The sequence below is a fragment of the Phytobacter massiliensis JC163 genome (assembly GCF_000321045.1).
Classification (GTDB): domain Bacteria; phylum Pseudomonadota; class Gammaproteobacteria; order Enterobacterales; family Enterobacteriaceae; genus Phytobacter_A; species Phytobacter_A massiliensis.
The window spans coordinates 597,050-623,157 of sequence record NZ_HE578945.1 but is presented as its reverse complement, the minus strand read 5'-3'; the positions used below and the strand labels follow the sequence as shown (position 1 = coordinate 623,157).

At 47.2% G+C, this 26,108-nt stretch carries 24 protein-coding genes, 2 tRNA genes and 1 pseudogene; 17 read left to right on the top strand and 10 right to left on the bottom strand.

Annotated features, from left to right (window positions below; genetic code table 11):
- Positions 1–425: 425 nt before the first annotated feature.
- Both ENTHG_RS03150 and mobC read left to right on the top strand, forming a co-directional pair.
- A complete protein-coding gene (locus ENTHG_RS03150; protein ID WP_044173359.1) occupies positions 426–2,285 on the top strand; it encodes a type IV secretory system conjugative DNA transfer family protein in 1,860 nt (619 codons plus the stop codon).
- 9 nt (positions 2,286–2,294) lie between these two features.
- A pseudogene (mobC, locus tag ENTHG_RS03145) lies at positions 2,295–3,040 on the top strand (MobC family replication-relaxation protein).
- A gap of 194 nt (positions 3,041–3,234) precedes the next feature.
- Here the strand turns inward: mobC and ENTHG_RS03140 are convergent.
- Positions 3,235–4,179: an ArdC family protein gene (locus tag ENTHG_RS03140; protein WP_044173357.1), complete on the bottom strand. Its 945-nt coding sequence runs from the start codon at positions 4,177–4,179 to the stop codon at positions 3,235–3,237.
- 427 nt (positions 4,180–4,606) lie between these two features.
- On the opposite strand from ENTHG_RS03140, the gene ENTHG_RS25395 reads away from it, so the two are divergent.
- The 3 genes from ENTHG_RS25395 to ENTHG_RS03130 are packed head-to-tail and all read left to right on the top strand — an operon-like array spanning position 4,607 to position 8,056.
- On the top strand, positions 4,607–5,029 hold the full coding sequence (locus tag ENTHG_RS25395) for a hypothetical protein (protein WP_145973635.1): 423 nt from the start codon (positions 4,607–4,609) through the stop codon (positions 5,027–5,029).
- 1 nt (position 5,030) lies between these two features.
- A complete protein-coding gene (locus tag ENTHG_RS03135; protein ID WP_081653578.1) occupies positions 5,031–6,380 on the top strand; it encodes a DNA cytosine methyltransferase in 1,350 nt (449 codons plus the stop codon).
- 11 nt (positions 6,381–6,391) lie between these two features.
- Positions 6,392–8,056, top strand: coding sequence for an ATP-binding protein (locus ENTHG_RS03130; protein WP_044173354.1), 1,665 nt, complete (start codon positions 6,392–6,394; stop codon positions 8,054–8,056).
- Positions 8,057–8,179: 123 nt separating this feature from the next.
- Here ENTHG_RS03130 and ENTHG_RS03125 read toward each other — a convergent pair whose 3' ends face one another.
- From ENTHG_RS03125 to ENTHG_RS23955, 3 genes are all read right to left on the bottom strand, one after another.
- Positions 8,180–9,334: an anti-phage protein gene (locus tag ENTHG_RS03125; protein WP_237567443.1), complete on the bottom strand. Its 1,155-nt coding sequence runs from the start codon at positions 9,332–9,334 to the stop codon at positions 8,180–8,182.
- 26 nt (positions 9,335–9,360) lie between these two features.
- Positions 9,361–10,548: a nucleoid-associated anti-phage protein gene (locus tag ENTHG_RS03120; protein WP_044173350.1), complete on the bottom strand. Its 1,188-nt coding sequence runs from the start codon at positions 10,546–10,548 to the stop codon at positions 9,361–9,363.
- A 1,022-nt stretch (positions 10,549–11,570) separates the two neighbouring features.
- Positions 11,571–11,993 (bottom strand): hypothetical protein, encoded by a 423-nt coding sequence (locus ENTHG_RS23955; protein WP_044173347.1) that lies wholly within the window; start codon positions 11,991–11,993, stop codon positions 11,571–11,573.
- Positions 11,994–12,295: 302 nt separating this feature from the next.
- On the opposite strand from ENTHG_RS23955, the gene ENTHG_RS23690 reads away from it, so the two are divergent.
- Together ENTHG_RS23690 and ENTHG_RS03100 are read left to right on the top strand one after the other, a co-directional pair.
- Positions 12,296–13,009 carry a PIN domain-containing protein gene (locus tag ENTHG_RS23690; RefSeq protein WP_052332662.1) on the top strand — a complete coding sequence of 238 codons (714 nt, stop codon included), beginning with the start codon at positions 12,296–12,298 and terminating at the stop codon, positions 13,007–13,009.
- A gap of 55 nt (positions 13,010–13,064) precedes the next feature.
- Positions 13,065–13,376 (top strand): hypothetical protein, encoded by a 312-nt coding sequence (locus tag ENTHG_RS03100; protein WP_044173344.1) that lies wholly within the window; start codon positions 13,065–13,067, stop codon positions 13,374–13,376.
- 80 nt (positions 13,377–13,456) lie between these two features.
- Here ENTHG_RS03100 and ENTHG_RS03095 read toward each other — a convergent pair whose 3' ends face one another.
- From ENTHG_RS03095 to ldtA, 3 genes are all read right to left on the bottom strand, one after another.
- Entirely contained in the window at positions 13,457–13,789 is a 333-nt protein-coding gene (locus tag ENTHG_RS03095) for a type II toxin-antitoxin system PemK/MazF family toxin (RefSeq protein WP_044173342.1), read from the bottom strand.
- Positions 13,790–14,047 carry an AbrB/MazE/SpoVT family DNA-binding domain-containing protein gene (locus tag ENTHG_RS03090; protein ID WP_044173340.1) on the bottom strand — a complete coding sequence of 86 codons (258 nt, stop codon included), beginning with the start codon at positions 14,045–14,047 and terminating at the stop codon, positions 13,790–13,792.
- Between the two features lie 211 nt (positions 14,048–14,258).
- Positions 14,259–15,197 carry a L,D-transpeptidase gene (gene ldtA, locus ENTHG_RS03085; protein ID WP_044173337.1) on the bottom strand — a complete coding sequence of 313 codons (939 nt, stop codon included), beginning with the start codon at positions 15,195–15,197 and terminating at the stop codon, positions 14,259–14,261.
- 138 nt (positions 15,198–15,335) lie between these two features.
- On the opposite strand from ldtA, the gene acuR reads away from it, so the two are divergent.
- The 6 genes from acuR (at position 15,336) to ENTHG_RS03055 (ending at position 20,289) form a co-directional block, all read left to right on the top strand.
- Positions 15,336–16,040, top strand: a complete 705-nt coding sequence (acuR, locus tag ENTHG_RS03080) for an acrylate utilization transcriptional regulator AcuR (protein ID WP_044173335.1) — start codon at positions 15,336–15,338, stop codon at positions 16,038–16,040.
- Positions 16,037–17,014 (top strand): acrylyl-CoA reductase (NADPH), encoded by a 978-nt coding sequence (acuI, locus tag ENTHG_RS03075; protein WP_044173333.1) that lies wholly within the window; start codon positions 16,037–16,039, stop codon positions 17,012–17,014. The genes acuR and acuI overlap by 4 nt, the downstream gene beginning before the upstream one ends.
- A gap of 118 nt (positions 17,015–17,132) precedes the next feature.
- Positions 17,133–18,587 (top strand): AMP nucleosidase, encoded by a 1,455-nt coding sequence (locus tag ENTHG_RS03070; protein WP_044173331.1) that lies wholly within the window; start codon positions 17,133–17,135, stop codon positions 18,585–18,587.
- Positions 18,588–18,920: 333 nt separating this feature from the next.
- Complete coding sequence (locus ENTHG_RS03065; protein WP_044173330.1) at positions 18,921–19,385, top strand: hypothetical protein; 465 nt, start codon at positions 18,921–18,923, stop codon at positions 19,383–19,385.
- Positions 19,349–19,540 carry a helix-turn-helix domain-containing protein gene (locus ENTHG_RS26380; protein WP_071825794.1) on the top strand — a complete coding sequence of 64 codons (192 nt, stop codon included), beginning with the start codon at positions 19,349–19,351 and terminating at the stop codon, positions 19,538–19,540. Before ENTHG_RS03065 ends, ENTHG_RS26380 begins: the two co-directional genes overlap by 37 nt.
- A 17-nt stretch (positions 19,541–19,557) precedes the next feature.
- Positions 19,558–20,289 carry an EAL domain-containing protein gene (locus tag ENTHG_RS03055; protein WP_044173328.1) on the top strand — a complete coding sequence of 244 codons (732 nt, stop codon included), beginning with the start codon at positions 19,558–19,560 and terminating at the stop codon, positions 20,287–20,289.
- Between the two features lie 123 nt (positions 20,290–20,412).
- Here the strand turns inward: ENTHG_RS03055 and ENTHG_RS03050 are convergent.
- Both ENTHG_RS03050 and ENTHG_RS03045 read right to left on the bottom strand, forming a co-directional pair.
- Positions 20,413–20,488 (bottom strand) — tRNA-Asn (locus tag ENTHG_RS03050).
- 111 nt (positions 20,489–20,599) lie between these two features.
- Positions 20,600–22,033, bottom strand: coding sequence for an EmmdR/YeeO family multidrug/toxin efflux MATE transporter (locus tag ENTHG_RS03045; protein ID WP_106403182.1), 1,434 nt, complete (start codon positions 22,031–22,033; stop codon positions 20,600–20,602).
- A gap of 187 nt (positions 22,034–22,220) precedes the next feature.
- On the opposite strand from ENTHG_RS03045, the gene ENTHG_RS03040 reads away from it, so the two are divergent.
- The 3 genes from ENTHG_RS03040 (at position 22,221) to ENTHG_RS03030 (ending at position 24,091) form a co-directional block, all read left to right on the top strand.
- A tRNA-Asn gene (locus ENTHG_RS03040) sits at positions 22,221–22,296 on the top strand.
- Positions 22,297–22,691: 395 nt separating this feature from the next.
- Entirely contained in the window at positions 22,692–23,036 is a 345-nt protein-coding gene (locus ENTHG_RS03035) for a cupin domain-containing protein (RefSeq protein WP_044173324.1), read from the top strand.
- 581 nt (positions 23,037–23,617) lie between these two features.
- A complete protein-coding gene (locus ENTHG_RS03030) occupies positions 23,618–24,091 on the top strand; it encodes a hypothetical protein (protein ID WP_044173322.1) in 474 nt (157 codons plus the stop codon).
- A 72-nt stretch (positions 24,092–24,163) separates the two neighbouring features.
- Here the strand turns inward: ENTHG_RS03030 and ENTHG_RS03025 are convergent, their stop codons facing one another.
- Entirely contained in the window at positions 24,164–24,964 is an 801-nt protein-coding gene (locus ENTHG_RS03025) for a hypothetical protein (protein ID WP_044173320.1), read from the bottom strand.
- Positions 24,965–25,112: 148 nt separating this feature from the next.
- Here ENTHG_RS03025 and ENTHG_RS25275 point away from each other — a divergent pair, with 148 nt between their 5' ends.
- Positions 25,113–26,060, top strand: coding sequence for a toll/interleukin-1 receptor domain-containing protein (locus ENTHG_RS25275; protein WP_071825793.1), 948 nt, complete (start codon positions 25,113–25,115; stop codon positions 26,058–26,060).
- Positions 26,061–26,108 lie beyond the last annotated feature (48 nt).

Here is a 26,108-nt window from a genome sequence, read left to right as displayed (position 1 = left end):
CCCCGCACACCGTCGCAGCTAAGTCTCCGGCCAAAAAGCCGGTAGCGTGGCGCGACCACCCTCTTTAAAGGTCAGCTTCCCTTTTATTCCCGCTGCGAGGAACGAGCAAAGGGAAGAAAAAGGCGAAAGCGACCGTCTTAAAGGGGGTGGTCGCGCGTAGCGTGCGACGGTGTGCCGCCGTTGGCCCTGGGGGTTTTGGCGCGGCGTTCAGCCACGACATTACCCCCATGCGACAGACAATAAGGGCGTCCAGCCCGCATGTACTGGCGCACGCCGTTTCGTACCGGGAAGCATGCTTTCCGGCACATGGCCGCACAGCGGCCACCTTCTTTACCCCATACGCTCGCCCCTCCTTTTCGCCCGACACCGTGGGGCGAAAAGGAGGGGCGATGTCATGGGGGCGAATCGCTGACGAAGGAGGCTCGATGATTTTAAATAAGCTTGCCGCTTCACTGTCGCCGATAGTGAACGGGATGTTGGTGCTGCTCGCTTTTGTGCAACAGCAACAACTAATACTGGCGTTATTAGCGGGGTTGACGATGCCGTTTTTTGCATCAATGAAAAGCGATGAACGGCAGAAAGCTCCGCTCTGGAAAAAGCTGATTATTGCTTTTTCCATGCTGTGTTTTCTCTCCGGCACACTGGCTCCGATAGTTATCGGATCCTTTCAGTGGCTGTATAACATCAGGCTCACCAGTGATAATTCAGCACTGGCGTGGTCAGTACGGATTGCTTTCACTGTAACCGGGATTATTTTTCATATTATGCTTCGCCGGGTATTCACGCCGGAACTGGACAAAATAAAGAAACGCCTAGTTAGAAAGACCACCCTTGAACGGGAATTACGTACTGATGTCCGCACCGTAAAATCCCTGCTACCGGAAACACTGCATTATGACCCGCTGCATTATATCGACCTGAGTAAAGGGTTATTTATCGGCATGGACAGGGAGAACGAACCAATGTATCTCCCGTTAAAAGACTGGCAGAAACAGCACGCGGATATTATCGGCACCACCGGAGCCGGTAAAGGGGTTGCTACCGGGATATTGCTTTATCAAAGTATTCTGGCCGGTGAAGGTGTGTTTGTTATGGACCCCAAGGATGATGAATGGGCACCCCACCTTTACCGCAAAGCCTGCGAGGATGCAGGAAAACACTTTGCCTTAATTGACCTGCGGAAACAGCAATACCAGTTAAACCTGATTGAAGATATTACGCCAGATGAACTGGAAGAACTGTTTGTTGCAGGGTTCAGTCTGGCGGAAAAAGGTCAGGAATCGGACTTCTATCGTATAGATGACCGAAAAGCCGCGCGTATGGCCGCGCAATTTGTCAGTGATAACACATCGGCAACAGTCCGTGATGTTTATAACGGTGACTACGTTCAAAGCATTGCCGAAAAAATCAAAGCCTTTTTCGGTAAGATTGAGGAACTGGCCTTACTCAATGCAATTAATTCACCGGAGGGTTTTTCACTCAAAAAAATATTTGATGAAGGTGGCTGCTGTTATATTATCGGCTCCATGCGAAACAGCAAAATTATTACCGCCCAGCGCATGCTGCTGGTTCGCCTTTACCAGTTGGCAGAAAGGCGCGATCGAGTAACAGACGTCCCCCGCCCGATTGCTATTTATCTTTCCGAACTGAAATACCATTTATCCAGGCCAGCGCTGGAAGGTTTAGGCGCGGCGCGGGATAAAGGCGTACACATTATTATGGACCACCAGTCCATCGCCGATTTAAAAGACTGCCCGGCAGATTTGAAAGGTGACGCCGTTGTCGGTGCGGTCGTTGAAAATGCCAAATTCAAACTGGTTTACCGGGTTATGGACCCGGATACAGCGGACTGGGTGGCGAGAATGTCAGGCACGATCCTGGTGGATGACGAACTCCGTAAGGCCAAGACGGATAATATGCTGACGGAAACCATCGACAGTGAGCGTACAATCCGCCAGGCCGAACGTTTCTTTATTGACAGCAATATGATCCTGAACCTGCCCGATTTTGTCAGCTTTATCTTTACGACAAAAACGCTACCTTCTGCTTCACTGATCTCGCCGATAAAGGTCAGAAAACGTCAGCTAAAAATCTTTTCGGTTTCCCCCGATATTGCCGCAGTGGCAGCCCCGGTGAAGATCGTGCTGGATTTTGGCGAGGATGATAGACCAGCCATGCCGGATGTGATGACAACGCATCCGGCTCTTTTCTTCGACGAAATCGAAGTAAAACCGGTAAAGCCGAAACCTGATGATGAAAAACACCTGTCCCCGCTGGATTTTTAAGGAGCGGTTATGCTGATTTCGTCCTTTCACGAGCGCCAGACGCGTAACAACGAAAAATAAAACAACTGCTGAACTTCCTGAAAGAAGAAACCTACAGTGATTTTAAAACGCTGATGCAGTTATTTGGTTTCAGGGATCATAAATCGCTTTATTCGCTGCTGGCAAAAACGGAGCGAATGGGGTTAATCCAGAAGCATGTGCTTGAATCACGGACAATCAGGATTTCATTATGGGGGATCACCAGCGACGGGCTGGCGGTGGTGCTAACCCCGAATGATAAAATCTTTCCCGCGAGGTTTGAACCGTCCAGAATTACCGGCTGGACGCTGGAGCATCATCTTGATAATCAGGCAGCCAGGCTTATTCTGGAGAAAAAAGGCGCTTCGGGATGGGTTAACGGCGACCGGACCACCTTTCTCAGCCAGTATCAGGTGAAACATCGCCCGGACGGGTTACTGACCCTGCCTGACGGTAACGTTATTGCCATTGAAACCGAGCGCCGCCTGAAAACCCGAGCCCGTTATCAGTCGATCATTGCCAGCCACTTACTGGCCCGTACCCGCAGGCAGTGGATTTACGTTTTTTATGTTGTGCCCGATCCACAGAAGAAGCGTGCGCTTGAACTGCTGTTTGACAGCATCAGGCATGTCATCATCAACCATCAGCACGTCCCGCTGGAAGAACGCCACCGCCGGGTGTTTCGCATTTATACCTTTGATGAACTGAAATACCTGTCACTAGGCAGCTATACGTAAGCTTTTACTCAGGCCATCGTGATGGCCTCACCGGCCTGGCGGCGATACCGCCAGGCCGGTGTATTTTTTTATTCCACTGCGAGGCGCAGACTGTTCGGTACTCGCTGTGCTGCGTTCCGCCTCAGTCTGCGCCTTGCAGCGTTGCCGGTAAAAACCATGTAACCACATTCCCTTGCGGTTGCCTAATCCCGGTCTCAAAGTTTATCCATCAGGTAACGATGTGCTTTAGAGGCGGCGCTGGCCGCTTTGAAAATATAACGCTTGTCGTTTTTCAGCGCTTTCAGCCAGGACGCAATATAACTTTCATGCTGTACCTCTCCCTCAATCCCCAGATCCGCCATCAGAAAGGCACTTCCCAGCTCCGCCACTAATTCCTCCTCCGCATAATCTGCACTGCCAAACTTCCCTTTCATTTCACGGTTAAGACGTTTTTTGCCACCACTCCAGTGAACCAGCTCATGCAGGCCGGTAGCGTAGAAATTCGCCGCATCAGAAAACAGATGGCGCTCCGGTAGCCAGACTTCATCTGTTGATGGGCTGAAAAAAGCATTTTGTCCTTTCTCAATGATGTTTGCACCGCTCTTATTGAACAGATTTTCAGCCTGCGGTAACGGGTCAAAGGTTGCTTCCGGGCTGACTGTGTCAGTTATCAGAGGCAAACCGTCGATTTGCTGAACGTTAAACACGGTGAACGTTTTCAGCATCGGGATACGGTCAATGTCTCCGGCGTCGTTTTCCTTCTCCAGGGTGGTGTAGAAAATGGCTGTGGTGCCACGTTCACGCGTGCGAACCTGTCCACCTGCCGCCTGTGCCTGTTTGTAGGTCAACCAGCGTGAATCGCTGAACCCCTGTTTTGACGCACTGCACCACAGCAACATGATATTCATGCCGCTGTAGGCTACGCCGGTAGCGTAATTGGATGGCAGACCAGACATGCCGGATACACGCTGCCACGGGCAGGACCAGGGTTTAACACCGGCTTCCAGCGCTGCAATGATGTTGTCGGTAACGGTCTGATAAATATCCGTTCTGGTTTTAGAAAATTTCGTTTTTGAGGAGCCTGACGGGTCCAGCGGGGATACGCTGGTCGCCGCTGCGGTGTTAGGGGCGCTAGTCTGGGTATGCAGGGAATTCGTCATGGTTTTTTCTCCGTCAGTGTGTGATTTTCGTCTTCGTATCGCCTGACGGTTCGCTTTCCCGGCATCGTTCTGTCTTGCAAGGGCGCAGAATGCGTGCCATTTACCCTTGCAGGACGGGTTGTGTTGGGAAACGATTAACCGGAAGCCGATACAGGAACGAAAAGCGCACAGGAGAAAAAACTGCTCCCTGCATAGCCGGACGTAGCGCCCCTTACTCCGCAGTGGTGAGAGATGTCTGAGGCCTGTCTCATTTTTAAAAGACACTTCCATATCCATAAGCGACATACGTCATGCTTCAACAGCTGATTGGATATAAAAAACACGTCATTTCACCAGTAAGGGTTATTCATCTGAGTATTGTCATTGTCTAAATTATTCTCTATAGTGTCTTAAAATAGTGATACATATACAGGTCAGTCTCATAAAAATGCGACAATCTAAACGTGATGATTTCATCTCGAATTATCGAATCGCCAAATCAGTATCAACTGTTTTAAGAGAAAAATCATGGAGTTATAGGAAGTGCGCTTACCAATTCAACCAACACTATAGGGATCAAGAAGTTTCAGTCACTAAAGATTTAGTCAGCCGTGTAGCTAATCAGGAATTCAGAATAGTAAATGACAGGGTACGCCTTCTATGCGAATTCCTTGAGATTAGCGTCTATGAGGATGAACGGCCGGATAAGTCGAAATGTACTCCATCGGAAGTTCTTACCGATCTTGGTTCCAATATTAGAAATGAAATTGCCAGGGTTACTGAATTAGTAAAAGAAAATCCTGCACTTGAAGAAACCATCGCTATTCTGTTGCGCGGGATTACTAAAATCGCCTCAGGTAAGAGAGAATAAAATGGCCTATAAAGATAATGTGGTACGCCGGGAAGAAAGAACCTTCTTTTTCAAAAAGTTAGAGTTATGTTCTTCTCCTCCATATACTTCATCCGAGTTAAAAAAAGGCTTCCGCTTCATTGACCTTTTTGCAGGACTGGGCGGATTCCACACTGGCTTATCAAGGCTTGGAGGTAAGTGTGTATTCGCTGCTGAACTTGATGTGAATCTACGTAACCTCTATTTAAAAAATTACGGGATTATGCCAGAAGGCGACATTCGAGCCGTTGACGAGAATCATGTCCCAGACCATGAAGTTTTATGCGCTGGTTTTCCTTGCCAACCATTTTCTAAAGCAGGTAAAAAGAAAGGTGCCGAATGTCCTGAGTCAGGTAAGTTAATTGATGATGTGTTACGCATCATCAGAAAAAAACGGCCACTTTATGTTATGTTGGAAAATGTACCTGATATATTAAAAGTTCAGGGCGGATTATTTTGGGAGTACATCGAAAATAGCCTGATCAATGAGGGCTATATAGTTCAATATCGTGTATACACGCCACAGGATTTTGGTATCCCTCAAAAGCGGAAACGTATTTTTGTTGTAGCATCAAAACACGATAATATGTGCTTCAATTGGCCTCAACCAAGTAAAATACCATTATCAGTATCAGCAATCATTGAAAAGAAACCGAGTAAAGTCAGAAAATTAGAAACATCAAAAGAGGAAGCACTAGAGCTTTGGTCTGAATTTATTAAAACCACTAAAGAATACTCAACATTACCTATACTTGCTCCTGAATTCGGGGCTACTTATCCTTTCAATATATCTATATCTGATCCCTCATTTGCAAGACAATTTAAAGGTGCATTTGGTAAAGACATGTCATTTGTTGAAGACATTAATGATATTATCGAATGTCTACCGAGATATGCAAAAGAAAATGTAGGTAAAGTCAGCTCACGTCTAGCAGAGGCGATTCAAGCCTCGCGTGAAATTTATATTCGTCATCCTGATTTTTTAGATACATGGAAGTTACACCTACAAGTATTTCCTCTTAGTTGGCAAAAACTTGAATGGCAGGGTGATAGAAATGGTCTGGACATATGGGATCACCTGATTCAGTTTAGAGCTTCTGGAATCCGTATAATTAGACCAACATCCGCGCCATCACTGGTTGCTATGTCAACGACACAGACACCAATAATTGGCAGTCTTAAGCGATATATGAGTATCAGAGAAGCCGCAGCATTACAGTCTCTCGATAAATTAGAGTATTTACCGGAAACAGACAGTAAAGCCTACAAAGCGTTAGGAAATGCTGTGAATGCACATATTATTCACGAAATTGGTCAAAAATTATTTATGTAAAAGGAGTTGCCATGTTTTCTGTTGATGTCTCGCCTGATATGAATATGTATACGTTACTCGTTAACCAAGCATATGACTCTTCGTTTGCTCTATGCGAATTTATTGATAACGCAATCCATGCTCATCTTATTTCTAAAAAAGCATCACCTCTCAATATAGAATTAGAATTTTACAACAATGAAAACTCCGATCCTAATATGCGTAACAAAATTATAATTCGCGATGATGGTCCTGGAATTAGTAGAACCTTGCTTGAAAAAGCTCTAAAACCAGCAAGTAAACCGGTTGCAAAAGGATTAAGCGAATTTGGTATAGGTATGAAAGCAGCAGCAGTTTGGTTCGCGGATGAATGGAATATAAAAACACATCCTGATAAAGACAAAAATCAATATATGTGTAATTTCAATTTAAATGAACTTCTTCAAAAGCAACAATCCCAAATTACTGTCTTTGATAATGCGTACACAGGTCAGTGGACTGGGACTGAAATTGTACTTTCTGGTGTACGTCGAGACATCAGTTTAGAGCGCTATCAGACCATTACCGATGACATTACACATATTTATCAAAGATTCATATATGGTGATAATCCACAAGTTGTGATTACAACAAGTTACAACGGCTCCCCTAAAAAACTATTTTTTATACCATTTAATCCCCAAACACTTCTTTCTCCGAAGCATGTCAAAAAGGGGGCGAACGTTATTGCAGAAGGCGCGGATAAAATTTGGCGTGTCCCAGTCAACTTTCAATATATAGGCGAAAACATTCACGGATTTATTGAAATTAAAGAAACTGGTAGTTATATCAAAAATCCGGGTCTAGTGATGTTCAGACACAACCGAGTGATCTGTGGTATTCCCAACAAAAAATATCTTCCTCTTGGGATATTCAAAACATCTAATAAGCATAGGGCATTAAGAGTTTACGGTGAACTCAACCTTGATAATTCCCCCGTATCCTATACAAAGGATCGTTTTACTTTTGATAATGATGAGTTCTGTGAAGCGCTTATAGAAGGAACACCAGGGTTGAGTGAACTTCTTAGCCAAGCTGATGCATTTAGGGCTAATATCAACACACATTCAACTCCAATAATAGCTTCCAGCCCTGAACCAGCGATTCCAGAAAATCCATCGGAACCAATACTGGAACCTACATCAACAACGTCAACAGCTTCTTCTCCTGCACCCCAAGCTCCTTCGTCGGCGTTAACATCCCAACCAAGTACGACACCATATAGTCCACCTGTACCAACAAAAATTCAGAGATCACTAGCCGTTGAAAGTAAACTAAAAGAACTTAATTCGTTAAAACTTTGCCGAATATATCATTCTTTATGTACTGTTTCGGGTGTCGAGCATGCGGTCCTTGTGTATGTAGGTGCATGGTCATTTTTTGAAACATTGGCAAAACTTTTAGGTGTATCTCCCAATATTAATTTTTCCGATTATTTTAAAAACATGATGGATAAATGGCAGTTCAATAGAGAAGATAAGAAATCTGCCAGTAATTCACTTGCAAAAATTCATGAAGAGGGAAACCTCAATAAACACGACAGTATAAGTTTTAATACCAGTGCAGCCCAATTAGTTATTCACTTTCAAGTTCTCGAAAAACTAATAATTCGGTCTGTAGATGAAATTATAAAAAAGAATGGAAATCAAACCAAATAACCATCGCATGGTGATATAAAAAGCGATACCAGTTCTGTCTGGTATCGCTCTTTATAAGCTGAAGAACTCTCATTTGTCATTCTCTTAATAATTAAAAAAATCTTGGATTAACAATTTTCCCATTTATTTACCATCAATCAATATCATTTTTAAGACCAGATACCCCCCACCTATCCAAAGCATCCATTTTGCAATGCTATTAACTTTTTCCAACCGTTCTTTTGCATTATCTATTTTATGATAAAGCTCTAATGAGATTTTTTTGGCTGCATCCCTAACTTCCACCCCTTCATCAAACTTAGAATACCTTGAAAAAGAGTCATTAAGACTATTTTTTAAAGTTATATAGGATTCATATAAAACTTGATTGGACATAGAAGTTATGTAATATACGAGAAAGAGACCTATAAAAATCAATAAAGAATCCCAGAAGCCGCTGGCTTTAGCTAATCCACCTACCGCAATCAGGGCCCCAGGAATTGCAAAAGCTTTTGTCTGGCTAGATGAAACAAAATCATTTATTTTGGTTGTATACTCAAGGTTTTTTTGTTCCAATTCAGACAATAACTTGTTAACGGAGAATCTATTTGTATATAACTCCAAAAGATCGTTATACCGGTTAAAAACCCTCTCGCTTATTGTGATTAGCGCTGAAATATCTTTATTCTCAATGTTATTAACCAAATCATATATAGCAGTACGAATAATAGATTTTCTTTCGGGTGACTGTGCATCCTCGACATCAAGTACCTTTATTATTTTATCAACTGAGTCTACAGCGATCTTGCTATAGGGAGCTTTTATAATATAGTCCAATCTTTCGTAGGAATTAATAACTAACTCCTTACCACCATTATCACTTGGTATATAGAGTATAAACTTCCCTCCAATTTGATGATTAGCAACACTGGATAATACTGAAGTCCATTTTAAGTAAATATCAATACTACCAATTTTATCATCAATTAATAGTGAAGAAATCTTCTCAGTGAGAATAATATAATCATTAGGAACATAACCTAAAGAAATACATGTTCTCAAAAAGGAATCTAGCGTACTATATATATTTGAATCATCTCGAAATGCCCCAGAAGACAACGGGAAAATAATCTCTTTACTTTCAACTTCAGGTTCTACGGCTAAACCATAATCTTTGATTAAATTAGATATTATATTAATATCAATTGATTGGTCTTCAAATTCGAGCAACATATAGCCACTATCGACTTCAATTTTTGCCGATAAGATAGCATTTACTAATGTTTCAAAATCATTCATGTCGCTCATCATTACTCCTTGTAAATTTAACCAACTATTTTCTCGATTTCAGTTACTGCATTATGCGACAATCGTATTATTAATTGGCCATTAGCTCTATCATATATAACTTTTGCATTTGATGCATCATCCTCGCTAATTGCATCAACAGATATTTTACACTCATATTCCTGTTCCGCATCAGAAATCTTTATTTCTCCAAAGCTACTTCCAGAAAATCTGCTTGGTTCGAAAAAATCATCAATAACATATTCATTAACATCCGCGAACTGTACAAACTTCCCTTTTAATTCTGTATTTTCAGGAAGGGTTTTCTCTATGCAATTCCCTATATCTTCAATCGTTAACTTTCGATCATTGGGATCTTTTGCTTTTGATTTCATCAAAGCTTCGACTGCTTTCTTCACTTTAACTCTATCGATGTGCTTTAACTTCATTACTTTAACAAAATCATCAACAGCTCTATTTGTTTCATCAATACTTCTATTATTATCAATTTTTGGGTTACAACCCAATGCTCGCTTAAAGAATTCGCTACTAGATCGACCAGATATAAAGTGCAGATAAGGGTCGCCGTTATTTTCTGGGTAGCTTGCTTTGAATAAAGTCAAATCAACAAGGACAGCTTGTCGCAAGGAGTCTATATCTATAGATGGTAATTTCTCTGGAATAAGATTCTTATCAAAATTAAAGACTCCCTTTCTATCCACCATGATAATAAAAAGACGACCACTACTTTCTTTATCATTATCTACATTGTAATGAATAAATATTATAGCCCCACCAGAAAGCCTTGATTTATCATTATTCGCTTCACCTCTCATTCTATCCATGATTGACTGAACAAAGGATTTAAAATCTATATTTTTATTTAGATATTTACTGAAAAAATTAGGTGCACTTAATGGCATTTTATTTTCATCGATTACACCATGAAGTTTCCTTTTAAGTTTAAATTTTTTCTCGATTTGTTTAATGAAAAGCTGAACGTCCTCTGTATCTAATGTCCAAACTTCACCTAAAGACTCTTTAAAAATAGGGCCGGAGTCCCCTGACACTTTATCCAGAGTTGCTGTCAATGCAAACTGAGGGACATAACTTTCCTCCTGCACATCCAAGCTTGGGTCATAGCCACAAGCACATACTTCATCAGAATCAAGCTTGCTACCGCATGAGGGGCAATTATTATTTAAATTTTCATTACTATCAGCCATGTATGGTCCTTATTCAAAATCATTCCAACCGAGAACATATAAAAACTACATAATATATTATATTCTTATATTTACTTGCTAGTAACCATTAAAGTATACAACTATGTATATAAAGACAGTATATTCCAATGACACTAAACAGCCAAAAGTTTTTACCTATTAATATATATAATTCTACGTTTTTTCTCTTTGAGGAAGAAGACATCCAAGAGATATCCCCCTTTATTCATAGTAATTAACTTTGCAGATGTAGATAAGATCTATTGGTGGTCATTTTGGTGGTCTTGACAGAAAGTGGATTCAGGTTTAGCTTGAATATTAGCCAGTTACTGGCAAAGGCGATCCCAGTCAGAGGAGCCAGATTCAAAAAAGCCCGCTTTTAGCGGGCTTTTTGCTTTTATATGAAGTCGTTATCCGCTTTCTCAGATTCTCCCCCATACACTTAAGACCACGCTAAGCCATCCCCTTTTGCTGACAAAAATGCGGGTAACGCACACCCAACAAAATAGTCAGAAAATTACGCCGATACGGTATAAAAGCGCCTTGAAATTCCTGTCTTACCGGATAATAGCGACAGCAATGTTTCGGATCTTGATAGGGATGATCTGTTTGTCTTGGTCAAAAAACGGAAACGCCTGGCCACCTGGTGAACACAGGGCGCGAACAATGTGTCGATCACCGTCTCTCATTTCTTAATGTGCTAACGCTCTCGCCCTGGGTGATGACACATTCGACAATGAAGAAAAAGCATACTGGCTTGCTGAGGAAGCGAAAAATATCTATACCGCTTGAGTTACCACAAACGATCGCCGTTGATGTCAGACGCTTTACGATATCTGTTCTGACTACCCGGTATTAGAAAAACAGTAGCCTCTTCTCTCAAAACCAGAGCGATGAATCACTCTTCTATGAATACCAGTAAACGGTTAAACTGCGTCAAAGTGGCATGTTTAAGCGTTTCAAACTAATGATGGTAGAATGTATAAGAGAGATTTGTAAAAGCCAACATTATTTTCACATATTCACAGTGTAGTGGGTAATATATCCATAGTTCCAGAACTCCCTGTAAAGACACGAAGTACTTTTGTTTCTCCAGCTTTAGTTCTGGTTTCTCGTTCTACCCTTGGTGCATTCAAACCACATAGCCCAGCGCCATCTAACGATGCGCCTATAATCCAATCACCTTCATCAAGTTGAAAATTTGCCTTCTCATAAGGATTCAATTTTGCAACAATCTGCCCATTAATAAATATCGAAGCATAGCATCCTGAACCTAACATCCCTTTATCTCTGATAACCACTAATGTTGAAGCTGCGGCTTGTTGATATTTAAAAATTCTTGATTGTGGTGCTGTTGGGGCATCATATACCGAAACAGGCTGCGTTTGGCATGCAGTAAGAAAAAATGAGGATAATAAAGGAAAAATAAGAACTGCGTAATTCATAATAGTGAATCCCCTGTTAAATGTGCAAAACAACGATAGCATCCCATAACTGTATTTACATTCAGAATACAGTAAAAATACTAAGAAACGGAATCAATTTAGTAAAGCAAATGAACAAGCACCAGCATGACTCTCTTAAATTTTCGCCCGCTTGAAGCAATCGATACCCCCTTAACTATGATGTTAATCTATGCTATAAAGCTTGTACTGAAATCAAACGCGTATTGCATACAGGAAAGAGCATGCCTGATTCAGTTTAAAATATCATACCAAAAGCTACAGCTAGCTATAGGTGGAGGGATATGAGCAGTTCTGTTCAGGGAAATGAAATAACTTATGTGATGGTTGACTATGAAAATGTTCAGCCATCTGTTAGTAAACTTATTACAAACCCGCAAACCCATTTTATTATTTTCGTGGGTCATCAGCAGGACAAGATCCACTTCGAAATCGTGTCTATGTTGCATTCCATTGGGAATCGAGCAGAATATGTGAAAATTCACGGAACTGCTTCAAATGCACTCGATCTTCACATCGCATTTTTCATAGGAAAAATAATACAGAAGAATTCCTCTGCTTCTTTTATCATCATTTCTAATGATAAAGGATACGATCCTTTAATTAGCTATCTCAAGAGTATTGGGACTAAAATTGTACGGCATTCTATACCGTCCACCTCAAAGAATGATAAGCCCTCTGTTAAATCTGTGCCATCCATACAACCCGTTATGACCGCAGAAAAACGTGAAAAACATATTACTCGCGTTATCAACGCTCTTTCTGCAATGACACATTGCAAACCAAAAAGTCACACTGGGCTGGGAGGCGTTATAAAAAGCACTGGGGATAATAAAGAAATGAGTAAGGATGAGATCGATAAAATAGTGAGTATTTTGATTGATCGCGGCATCGTTAATCCAGATGGCCCACAATTTACATATTGCCTCAACAAGAGTAAAAAAAGTAACCAGCGTGCTCCCAACTCCAGCAGTCTACAGAGCAACAGGTTAGTTTAACAATCCGACACCCTTTTGTTAGACTTCTGTTCCCGCACTCAAGAGGAAAATGTTTATGATTGTCAGGACCTGGCACGGCTGCGTGCCATTAAAACATGCAGAAGGTTTTGCGAAACACCTGGAGAAGACGGGTGTTGAACATTCAAAGAGCATAGACGGCAATCGAGGTGCTTTAGTGCGAAGGGAAACCCAGGGTGACTGGGAGCATTTCTTTCTGGCGACTTACTGGCAGGATCTACAGTCAGTAAAAGACTTTGCCGGGGAAAATTATCATGTGGCGGTGACTTACCCGGATGATGAACAGTTCGAGCTGCTGTCGGATCCTTACGTCTTTCAACATGTTGTGGACGCGATTTCGCCGCTTTAGGCTTATTTCCGGGCAGCTTTTTGGCGGCCCGGATTTGTCATGATACGGGTTTAAACTGTCTCTCGTGCCAGCCTATAAAATCAGGTCAGGATGGCTTCCAGCCTCGCCAGCACTTCATTCACCACAACGTCAGGCACCCGTTCCAGCCGTTTGCCTTTGCGCGCATGCATATCAATAGTCCGGGGTTGGTCGCAGCGAATCATTCCCGTTGTTGTCGTTCCAGCATCATCCAGTGAAACGGTAAAACCCCCTGTACGCGCAAAGCTTCCGCCGCTGGTGACAGGAACAACGATAGGCAGACGGGTGTATGCATTAAACGAGGCGGGAGAAACAATAAGCACCGGACGTTTTCCGTTTTGCTCATGGCCGGCGATAGGATCAAGCGAAACGAGCCAAATTTCTCCTCTGTCCATTTACAGAAGCTCCTTGCCCACCGCAGGGGCATCAATCCATTCCCTGTCCTCTTCACTCATTTCAGCGTTCGAATCGCACTGCGCCAGCAGCTCCTCAAGCGAATAACGAGGCCGTTTCTGGGGTTCAATTATAAGGCAGCCGTTATTAATGGTCATGCCGAGTTCACTGCCTGTCGATAGCCCTAAACTTTTTAGCACCGCGGGTGGCACCGCCAGCATGATAGAACCCCCCACTTTTTTAAGGCGAACAATATGCATAGAGCACCTCCTGATATTATATTTTAATATAACATCATCGGTGGCGACTGCACAGTTATCAAGCAGATTCATTCCTGTCTCCCGCTCACGATAAAGAAGTGGGATGACAAAAAAAGTCGCACTGAACGTTCAAAGTATTATCTTTAATTAAAACAATAAAATGCGGCCATCCTTCCATAATCTGGCGTGGCCCGCTTGCTGCGGGCCTTGTTCAGAGTCGTTCTTTTATGAAGCCGTTGTCAGATGGCGCGCTGATGTCCACCGGCATACCCGAGCGGCGCTCCAGCGCTTCGGCTGCAGCCTGTTCGTTCACGCCCTCCCCTTTCAACCCGCTGCGCATCACCGCCGTCACGGGCAGCGGCACCTTATTCGTCGACTCGAATTCAGCGCGATTGCGTGAAAGCGGTTCATGCACTTCAACCCAGCGGCGTCCGTCCGGCTCGGTGGTCATTTTTACCGGCTGATCGATAAGCTGAACGCGGGTCCCCACCGGCACATTGTCGAACAGATATTTGATATCCGCATTGCGCAGGCGGATGCAGCCCTGACTTACCCGCAGCCCGATACCAAAATTGGCGTTGGTGCCGTGGATGGCATACAGCCTGCCAATATAGATGGCGTACAGCCCCATCGGGTTATCCGGCCCGGCTGGCACCATCGCGGGCAGGGTTTTCCCCTCTTTGGCATACGCCCTACGCGTATTGGCAGTGGGCACCCAGGTCGGCCCGTCCTGCTTGCGCTCAACGGCAGTCACCCAGTTTCGCGGCGTTTCCCGCCCGGCCTGACCAATGCCTATCGGTAAAACCTCCACCGTATTACTCTCTTTCGGATAGTAATAGAGCCGCATCTCCGCCACGTTGACCACGATCCCTTCGCGCACCGTATCAGGCAAAATAAGCTGCTGGGGAATAATCAACTGCGAGCCTGCTTTCGGCAGATAAGGATCAACGCCAGGATTCGCCTCCAGCAAATTACTCAGCCCCTGACTATGCTGTGCGGCGAAGGCCTCCAGCGGCAGGGTATTGTCCTGCGGAATGGTAATCACCAGCGGGCTTCCTACCAGACGGCTCCCCTCCGGCGGCAGCGGGTAGCTCACAGCCATCGCATACTGGCTGAATAAAACCAACAGACACAACGTGATACGGCGCATGATTTCCTTTCCTCAGCGTAACAGGCGTAGCCTAATCATAGCCGTTTTTGTTCATTTTCTCGCTTATCGGGTCTTCTCCTTGCTTCGTCATCGCTTTATGCGTAGGCTTAGGCCAATTAAAACCGATCGGTCTAAATTATGAGTGACGCCTCGCTGAATGTGCAAAAACCCCGACGCGGCAGGCCGCCTAAAGTCGAACGTGACTTTACGGATACCCGCGAGGCGCTGATCCGATCCGGCCTGGCGGTGCTTACCGAAACGGGATATCTCTCGGCGGGTATCGACGCCATTATTAAAAATATTGCCGTGCCAAAAGGGTCGTTCTACCACTGCTTTAAAAGCAAACAGGCGTTTGGCCTGGCTGTGCTGGCGGCTTATGGCGACTTTTTCGCGCATAAGCTCGATAAGTTTCTGCTGGATGCGCGCATGACCCCTTTAGCGAGAATGGCTGCGTTTGTGGCTGACGCCGGAGAGGGGATGGCCAGATACCATTTCCGCCGCGGTTGCCTGGTGGGCAATCTGCTCCAGGAGACCCCGCTGCTGCCAGACGTTTTCCCGCAGCGTCTGCAGGCAGTCCTGCTTGAGTGGGAAGCGCGTGTTGCGCGCTGCCTCGCCGAGGCGCAGGCGCGTGGGGAGATAGATGCAGCGGCCTCTCCCGACGCTCTGGCGCGCGTTTTCTGGTCCGGCTGGGAGGGGGCGGTAATGCGCGCCAAGCTTTTTACCTCCAGCGAACCACTCGACCAGTACTGGCACTTTTTTCATCAAAGCATAATTAAAAACACACCTGCACAGGACGGCCCCAGGGCCGAAAACACTAGTGAGACGAGGAAAACTCATTCATGAAAGCTTTAGTTCTCGAACAGCCTGAAAAAGCAACCCTGGCAGCAGTAAAAGAGATTGACCTTCCCGCCCTTGCCGACGGCGATGTGCGCGTGGATGTCGAGTGGTCCGGCCTTAACTATAAAGACGCGCTGGCAATTACCGGCAAAGGTAAAATCGTGCGTCAGTTCCCAATGGTGCCGGGTATTGATTTCGTTGGACGCGTGAGCGAAAGCCGCGATGCTCGTTTTGCCAAGGGCCAGGCCGTCATCCTGACCGGCTGGGGCGTAGGCGAAAACCACTGGGGCGGACTGGCGGAGCAGGCCAGCGTAAAAGGCGACTGGCTGGTTCCGCTGCCTGAAAGCCTGAGCGCGCGTAATGCGATGATTATCGGCACCGCCGGTTTTACCGCCATGCTGTGCGTGGATGCGCTGGTGGAGGCGGGCGTGAAGCCGGAAAGCGGCAAAGTGGTGGTCACCGGAGCCAGCGGCGGCGTAGGCAGTACGGCCGTCGTGCTGCTGAAAGCGCTGGGCTACACCGTAGTTGCCGTGAGCGGTCGTGAATCCACCCACGATTACCTGCGCAAACTGGGAGCGGACGAAATTTTACCGCGCAGCGAGTTTGAAGAGACCCGCCCGCTGGAAAAACAGCTCTGGGCAGGCGCGGTAGATACCGTTGGCAACAACGTGCTGGCGAAAGTGCTGGCGCAAACGCAGTATCGCGGCTGCGTTGCCGCCTGCGGCCTGGCGGGGGGATTCGAACTGCCCACCACGGTCATGCCGTTTATTCTGCGCAATGTCCGTCTACAGGGTGTGGACTCGGTCATGGTGCCGACCGAAGAGCGCGGCGCGGTCTGGGAACGGCTGGCCAGCCTGCTGCCGGAAAGCTATTACCAGCAGGCCGCCACTGAAATTGGCCTTGAACAGGCTGCCGATGTCGCCGCTGACTTTCTGGCGAATAAGATTCAGGGGCGCACGCTGGTAAAAATTCGCGGTTAACCTCTCCCGGCGCGCGCCTGCGAGTGCTTTAAGGCGGTGCGCGCCTGCATCCTTTTTGTTTCACAAAGCTGTGACATAATATCGTTAAGATGCACGTCTGTGAAACAAGGAGTTAATGATGAATAACACGGGAAGAAAACTAAGCCCGGAAGAGGCACTCGATCAGCTGGAGGCGCTTTATAACCAGTCGGTAGGTCACCTTCGGGACGCCATCAGCCTGTATATTGAAAAGGGCACACTCCCCTCGCCGGAAGACCGGGCAAGAGGCATTTTTGTTTACCCGCAGCTGTCGGTAAGCTGGAATGGCAGCGCCACAAACCCGCCCAAGACCCGCGCCTACGCCCGTTTTACCCATGCAGGCGGCTACAGCACGACCGTGACCCGGCCCGCGCTGTTCCGCAACTATCTGCTCGAACAGCTTACCCTGCTCTCCCAGGATTACGACGCAACCATTGAGGTTGGCCCGTCACTGCATGAAATCCCCTACCCGTACGTGATTGACGGTTCTGCTCTGACGCTGGACCGTTCAATGAGCGCCGGTCTGACGCGCCACTTCCCGACGACGGAGCTTGCGCAGATTGGTGACGAAACCGCTGACGGCATTTATCACCCGGCGGAGTTTTCGCCGCTGTCCCACTTCGACGCCCGCCGCGTCGATTTTTCTCTTGCCCGCCTGCGCCACTACACCGGCACGCCAGTGGAACATTTCCAGCCGTTTGTCCTGTTCACCAACTACACCCGCTATGTGGATGAGTTTGTACGCTGGGCCTGCAGCCAGATCCTCGATCCGGACAGCCCCTACATCGCCCTCTCCTGCGCGGGGGGCAACTGGATAACCGCCGATACCGACGCACCGGAAGAGGCCATCTCCGATCTGGCGTGGAAGAAGCACCAGATGCCAGCCTGGCATCTGATCACCGCCGACGGTCAGGGCATCACGCTGATCAATATTGGCGTTGGCCCGTCAAACGCCAAGACCATCTGCGACCACCTGGCGGTATTACGCCCGGATGTCTGGCTAATGATTGGTCACTGCGGCGGGCTGCGCGAAAGCCAGTCTATTGGCGATTATGTGCTGGCACACGCCTACTTACGCGACGATCATGTGCTTGATGCGGTGCTGCCGCCTGACATTCCTATTCCGAGCATCGCCGAGGTGCAGCGCGCTTTATATGATGCGACCAAAACGGTAAGCGGGATGCCGGGCGAGGAGGTCAAACAGCGGTTGCGTACCGGGACGGTCGTTACCACCGACGATCGCAACTGGGAGCTGCGCTACTCCGCTTCGGCGTTGCGCTTTAACCTGAGCCGTGCGGTGGCGATTGATATGGAAAGCGCGACCATTGCCGCGCAGGGATATCGCTTCCGGGTGCCTTACGGCACGCTGCTGTGCGTTTCCGATAAGCCTTTACACGGCGAGATCAAGTTGCCGGGCCAGGCCAACCGTTTCTACGAAGGCGCAATTTCCGAACACCTGCAGATTGGCATCCGGGCAATAGACCTGTTGCGGGCTGAAGGGGATAAGCTGCATTCCCGTAAATTACGCACCTTTAACGAACCGCCATTCCGTTAACGTTTCGCTCCCTGCTGCCGGGCTTGCGGGGAGCAAGCCGTTCTGCGCCTGCTTGTAAAGGGCGCTTACAAAGGTTCATCGCAACGCACAGTTACTTAATCTCTGCCATCAAAAAGCATCTTCTGAAATACTTTTCCTGACGTAGCCTGACCCAATCCATGCTAATTTGTGTGCCAACTACAGGTTCGCAAGAAGCGCCTGATTTCCAGTTAGGATTTTTCTTACTTCGAATATCTGCATTCTTAATTTTAAAGTTTTACTTATGGATTAATTGCATTTATTTGGATTAAGTATATAAAGGGCATAAAGCGGATGCCCAGGAGTTTCAAGGGAATGAATTTTCTTATTCATGTCGATAATGACGCACTTTTCTCTGCGGGTATTGCAGGTTTGATTCAGGATGCTGCTGCGGAAAATTCCATTTCCCCTGTTAACGTATGCTATGAATATACCGTAGAAAATATCCAGAAAGCAGACTTTATCTTTATTACTGTTTGCGCTGGGGAATATTATTTATGCTTTAACGATCTGATTTATAAAAAGAGTACGGCGAAGGTCTTTCTGTTCGTTAGCAGTAATAATATTCCAGACAACGCCCTGCTTCCCGAGTGTATCAAAGAAGCAACGTTTTTCCCCCAGAAAACAAGCTCAGGGGAAGTGCGTGCCGCCCTGTCAGAGGCGCTGCGGCGCTATCTCCAGTGTAACGACCTCAAACCTGTCGGCAAAAAAAATGGGCGTGCCTTGACTGCAATTATAAGACGTTGTCATTTACCCAGGATAAAATTGTCCGTGGTTTGAATAATTGCCTGAGTATCAATGAAATAGCAGACAGAATTGGTATTCATTACAAAACGGCCGTCAGCCATAAAAAGAACATCATGAGTAAATTCAATCTGCACAGCAAAACGGAGCTGTACGAATTTATCTCCTGCTACCAGAAAAAGAAGCAATAGTTCAGACGGAGCTACTAATGCTATTTCGATTTAAACAGGCGCTTAATGACGGGAAGCTGTTCCTTGAATATCAACCGGTTTATGCCAGCGCCACCGGGAATATTGTCGGGGTTGAAGCACTCTTACGCTGGCGGGACGCGCGCTTTGGCAACGTCTGCCCGGAAACCTTTATTGCGCTGGCTGTTGCTAATGACCTGATAGAAAGCGTATCGCTGTTTGTCCTGAAAAAAGCCGTCAGCGAAATGGCGGCATGGGTGAAACAGCATGCGCTGTATCTTAGCGTCAATATTCTGCCTGCCGACCTGGCATCGACCAGGTTCAGGAGTAAACTGCTTGCCCTGCTGGAGCAGTACGAGCTGCCGCCAGCCGCCATTATGCTGGAGATCGTGGAGGCTGAATATCAGGATCTCATCGCGCTCAGGCAAAATGTGGATGCCTTTCGCAAGCTCGGCTTTCGCATCGCGCTGGACGACTTCGGCAAAGGATGCTCTAACTTTGAGCGGCTGTTGGGCGTACCGGTTAGCGACCTGAAAATCGATAAATGCCTGACCGATACCTTGCTCTCTTCCGGGCGCAATCTGGGCGGGATAATCGACTGTCTGTATCAGTTGCCGATGAGGCTAGTTTTTGAAGGTATTGAAAACCAGCAGCAGGCCGCCCTGGTAGAGGAGCGCTATCCCAGTTCCAGTATGCAGGGCTGGTATTTCTCGCGCGCGCTACCGATGGAGCGGATAGCAATGCAGATGTAGCAGTCGCCATTCGGGCGTTGATTCTTACCAAAAGACAAAACGAATAAGTGAGCGACGCCTGGACTACTGTATGAGAGGATGACAGAAAGCAAAAAGCCCGCTAAAAGCGGGCTTTTTTGAATTTGGCTCCTCTGACTGGACTCGAACCAGTGACATACGGATTAACAGTCCGCCGTTCTACCGACTGAACTACAGAGGAATCGTGTGAACGAGGCGAATATTATCGGGCTGACCTGGCCTTGTCAAAGCCTGTTTTCACAATTTAAATCGTTTGCCGATTTATTCTCCATTTTGCGGGAAAATAAGGCGGTTACGTTTTTTCCGGCTTATTGCGCGGGTATTTCCATAGCCAGCGTCCGCTCACCATCCGCCAGTAGAACAGCACGCCGCGCACCGTCCAGTCGAGGATCATGCCGAGCCATACCCCCACCACACCCATGCCAAGCACGATACCCAGCGTATAGCCCGCCACGACGCGGCAGCCCCACATGCTTAGCATCGACACCCACATGGCGAAACGGGCATCGCGCGCCCCTTTCTGCCCGGCAGGCAGCACCCAGGAAGCGGCCCAGATAGGCATAAAGGCGGCGTTCAGCCAGAGCAGCACTTTTACTACCTCCTTAACGTCATCTTCATGGGTATAGAACGATGCCAGCAGGCCGGCAAACGGCGCAGTCCCCCAGGCAATGACGGTCAGGATCAAGGTGGACAACCAGAACACATGGCGCAGCTGGCGCTCGGCCTGCCCTATCTGCCCTTTGCCCAGGCGTTTACCGGTGATAATGGTTGACGCCGAACCCAGCGCGTTACCCGGCAGGTTAAGCAGCGCCGCCACCGAGAAGGCAATAAAGTTGCCCGCAATGACGTTTGTACCCATACCGGCAACGAACATTTGCGTGAGCAGTTTCCCACCGTTAAACAGCACCGATTCGATACTGGCCGGAATCCCAATGCCCATCACTTCCCAGATAATGGCGAAGTTAAGGGGCTTAAAATAGCTTTTCAGGGTGATGCGCAGCGCCGGATTAAAGCCGATCATCAGCACCCAGATGATGGCAACAGCGCCGATATAACGCGAGATAGTCAGCCCCAGCCCGGCCCCGGCAAAGCCCATACCGGGCCATGAGAAGAGACCGTAGATCAGGATGCTGCTGATAATGATGTTGAGGATATTCATGCCGCCGTTAATCATCAGCGGTATTTTGGTATTCCCTGCCCCGCGCAGCGCCCCGCTGCCGATAAGGGTGATCGCCGCCGCCGGGTAACTGAGCACCGTCAGTTCCAGGTAGGTAAGCGCCAGCGCTTTTACCTCCGCCGTGGCCGCCCCGGCAATAAAATTGATGATTTGCGCGCCAAAATAGTGGATTACCGCCGCCAGCACGATGGCGAACAGCGTCATGATAACCAGCGACTGACGCGCCGCCGCTCTTGCCCGCCGCCGGTCCAGCTTACCCAGGCTAAATGCCACGACCACGGTGGTGCCAAGGTCAATTGCCGCAAAAAACGACATCACGACCATATTGAAGCTGTCTGCCAGACCGACGCCCGCCATCGCCTCTTTGCCAAGCCAGCTGACAAGGAAGGTACTGAGGACGCCCATTAACAGGACGCAGGTATTTTCAAGGAAGATAGGCACCGCCAGCGGCGTGATTTCCCGCCAGAAAAGTACCTTGTAGCTTTTACGTTTGGCGTACCAGGGCGTGCGAGCGATGGCCTGGCGAATCGGTGCGACGACGTTCAAAATTGACCTTAGAGAGAAAGATGAAACCTCATTTCAAATGATGAGTGAGAATTTGTGATCCTGCAAAACATTTCCGTAAAATTGTTTTTATTCCCGGCAGGTTGCTGTGATTACCACCAGTTGCAAGCCGGAAGGGCAAATCAGGTTTGACAAAAAAATTTTCGCCGCTAAGATTAGCCTCCACAACGATTCCTCTGTAGTTCAGTCGGTAGAACGGCGGACTGTTAATCCGTATGTCACTGGTTCGAGTCCAGTCAGAGGAGCCAAATTTTAGTTTCGGGACATCCCAGCGAGTCCGGAGACAAACAAACCCGGTAGTCCTGCAAAGGACACCGGGTTTTTTAATGTCTGTTGTTTTTGGGGCTTTGCAGGTCACGATGAAAGTAGGTGCAAAAACAATCCATTATGCTAGCCAAATAGCTCTGTCAGGCCCTGTGTAAGCAGGGCCAACGGCAGCTATGAACGAAAAGCAGATGCCATGGTTGTTTCAAGATATTAAGGGAATTTTATCTGCTTCTGTTGGCCTCGTTGCTCTCTTCACGAAGTATCTCACCCTGTATGATCAACTCTAAATATGGTAGTAGTGCTTCCTGGCTTTATCGCATTAGTCTGTCTGTATCTGGATAACCACAAATATGAAAGTTACACACAGGAGAAAGCGATGATTTCAAAAGACAATGCTGAACATTATATCTGGGGTGATAATTGTGACGGTTGGTATCTGGTAAATCGGCAGGACATGCTAATTATTCATGAAAAGATGCCTCCAGGTACGCACGAAAAGCGACATTTTCACTCCATCGCCAGACAGTTTTTTTACGTTCTTGAAGGAAACCTGACGATGGAACTTGAAGGTGATAAGCATCATATCAAGGCCCGACAGGGAATTGAAATCCCCCCGGGAGCAAAGCATCAAGCCGGGAACGATAGCCAATTACCTGTAGAATTTATTGTCATCTCTCACCCGACAACTCGGGGCGATCGTTCTGATCTCTATTCTTGTTGATAACAGCTCTCCGACAGCAGTTTTGACTGGATTATTAACAGAAAGCAACTGGCTTCATATTCGGATTTCAGCAACGTCCGCTTATGACACAAGGCGCACTCGCAGGCGCATAGTTCGCTAAAAGCAAAAAGCGGACGTTCGGCATAAGTATTTTCTGGTGAACAGTAATGCTAATTAAGAGAATAAGTATGTAGCCGCTGGTCTTGACGGCCATACTAACAAATGATTATTGCTGACATTAAGTGCAGCCCCGTCCTTCTACCTCATTTGTGTCATTTACGCTGTCTCAAGCCGTTCATCTATACTGACTATTGCCGTCGTCAATTGCAGACGAGGTTGCATAAGTGACTTACTGACGCCCCTCTGCCTTATGACTGTCAGGAGAACAATATGAAAAAGAGTAAGACGCGCACTGGCTGCAACAACATTCTCGTGACATTGCAAGATGTGACCCATCGCTCAAAGGATTTGCTTTCAAATGATGGGAACGTGTAAATGCGTTAAATAAACAGATTGTTCCTGGTTTACACCCTAATAAGGTTTAGAAAATTAAAAACTTTTATTTATCCGGGAGAGAACTCATGAAAATTACCGATTTTGTATATTCCGCCTTAATTGGCCTTGTCGCCAGCTGCCGTTCCATGACGCCGATGGCGGCCATCGCTGCAGCACGCGTTAGCGGGCGCGACACACCGGGCAGCCTCTTGCTGCTGGACCGTCCACTCTTTAAATATGGCGCGTTAGCGATGGGTGTAGGTGAACTCCTGGGCGACAAGATGAAGTCAGCGCCAGACCGCACCGTATTTTTGGGCATGTCAGCACGGGTGGCCAGTGCAGGGATTGCAGGCGCCGCGTTGGCACCCAGCGGAGAAGAAAAAACCGGGGCAGCGATTGCTATCTCTACCGCTGTGCCACTTGCATATGTCACGCTTGCTGCACGCAAAAAGGCCGTGGCACGGATGGGGCAGACCAGGAGCGGTTTGATTGAAGATACGCTCATTGTCGCTATCGGGGCTGCAGTAGTCTTCTTCGCAACACGGCCAAATCGTCATTAAACGCGCGCAGACTTCAAAGGAGGATCCTGTGATACTTCTAACCCCAGCCGTGTAAGCGGCCGGAGTATAGATTTACCCCCTCTCAGAATACTCTTTTAGCATGGCAAGGACCGCCCGATGTGCCGCATCGTCTGCAATATTTTCAGGCAGAGCATCAGCGCGCAGAGTGATATAAGCATCAACAGCCATTTTGAGGGCCATGCTGACGGAGTCACGATCGTGCGTTGCCATCGTGGAAGTCAGCAAGCCATCAGGATCAATGCCATGACACTCAATGCGGCGGACCCCACGTTGTGGAAGATTTGCTCGACGATACAGCATGGGCCCCAGCACTTGCTCGCGGAAAAATGACAGCATGCCAATCGCTTCAAAGAGTTCGCCTCTTCCCAGTTTCACCACTGCATAATGAAGCCAGATCCAGGCTCGGGACTCAAACCATTCCGGCGTCATGTCAGGCCAGTGAGCACCAAATTTCGCCAGTTGTCGCTCCAGAGCACTGTTATCACGGGTAAACAACACTGCTGGCTCCTCGACGCGTTGAGTGAGCATGTCCAGTGTGACAAATTTCAGATCGACATGAAGGAGTTCAGGGCCATACAGGCATATAAGCAGGCGAGGCTCTCCGACATGTTCCCCGGTAAAAGCATGCAGCAGATGGCCCAGTGTTTCGGCGAACTCCCTACGCTGCGCCATGATTTCGTCATAGTAGAGAGGGTCGACGACAACGACAAAATCGAGATCGGAGTATTTATCAAATCCGCCATGAATAATCGAGCCACCAGCAAGAAGGGAGTGAATCCGCGAATCAGACTGGAATTTAAGCTTGAGTTGCTCTGCAAAACTTCTGTGTAAATCGGGTAATGTACTAAGCATACTTATTCCTGTTCACAAAAATACACAGAATTTCAGAATATCGAGTAGCTAATATTCAGGCAAGGGTAGTGGCGAAATACAGGCCTGCGAGGTGTAGGATACACACTTTAACGCTCTTTCTGTCAAAGCGGCCAGCGGGGTAATTTGCGTGAAGGATAAGAGTAATACGTTCGTATTCATCTCCTATGCATGGGGTGGCAGCGTAGAGAAAAAAGAGTGGATACGCGATCGCATCGTCAGCAGCCTTAGCTGGGAATATAGCCTGTTCTGGGACCGCGACAGTATTGCCTTTGGGGACTCGATAGACGGTTCTATACAGAGCGCGCTGGCCAACCGTCCTCTGAAAGTATTTTGCCTGTGTGATGAAGACTACACGGCCTCGGCGAAAATAGTGGGTTCCGGTCTGTACCGGGAATTGCAGATGCTCTCCACACTCTGCGCAGAACCTGATGTCAAAATAATACCTGTTATCCTTGAGCGGAGCTGTATTGCGGATCTTCCGGCACCGCTGACAGGCAGAGCCTGGCTGGATCTCAGTGAGATTCATGGCCGGGGATTATTTCTCGGCAACGCCATGCGGTATCTGGCGGGGGACGTTACGCAATCAGAGTTGCTCGCATGGATAAACGAAACGCTGCGCCAAGACGATTTGTATAAATCAGCCCGGCACTATTTTCACCGCACGCCGCTGCGTTTTACTGGCAACGCCTTTACTCACCAGGTCAGCATTAATGATTCTCAGCCGCTACGAGCCCCGCAATGGATGTGGGAAAGCACAGAGTGGGGTTATATGCTTGACGATGAGCATGAAACATACTGCCCGAAAAAAGGGCGCTGGCACTGGGATCACTTCTCGCCGGGTCGTTCCATGCAGGCACTGGGGATAGCAATGATGGCGCAGTTTTTTCCCGATAATGCCCGGGAAGGTGTCCGATGGGCGATAGAAGAAGCGGGTAAAATCCTTGCGCTGGATTTTATCTCTATGATCCGTCAGGACGAGCCCTTTATCCTCGACGTCGATGAAATTATTAGCTACCTGATACGTAAAGATACCGGTCGTCACGCGCTGGAACATCTGCTTAAGGAACAGGCATAAACGTCCCCTGTGTCCTGATAAAGTGCGTTACCGTTCGTTTGCTTTATC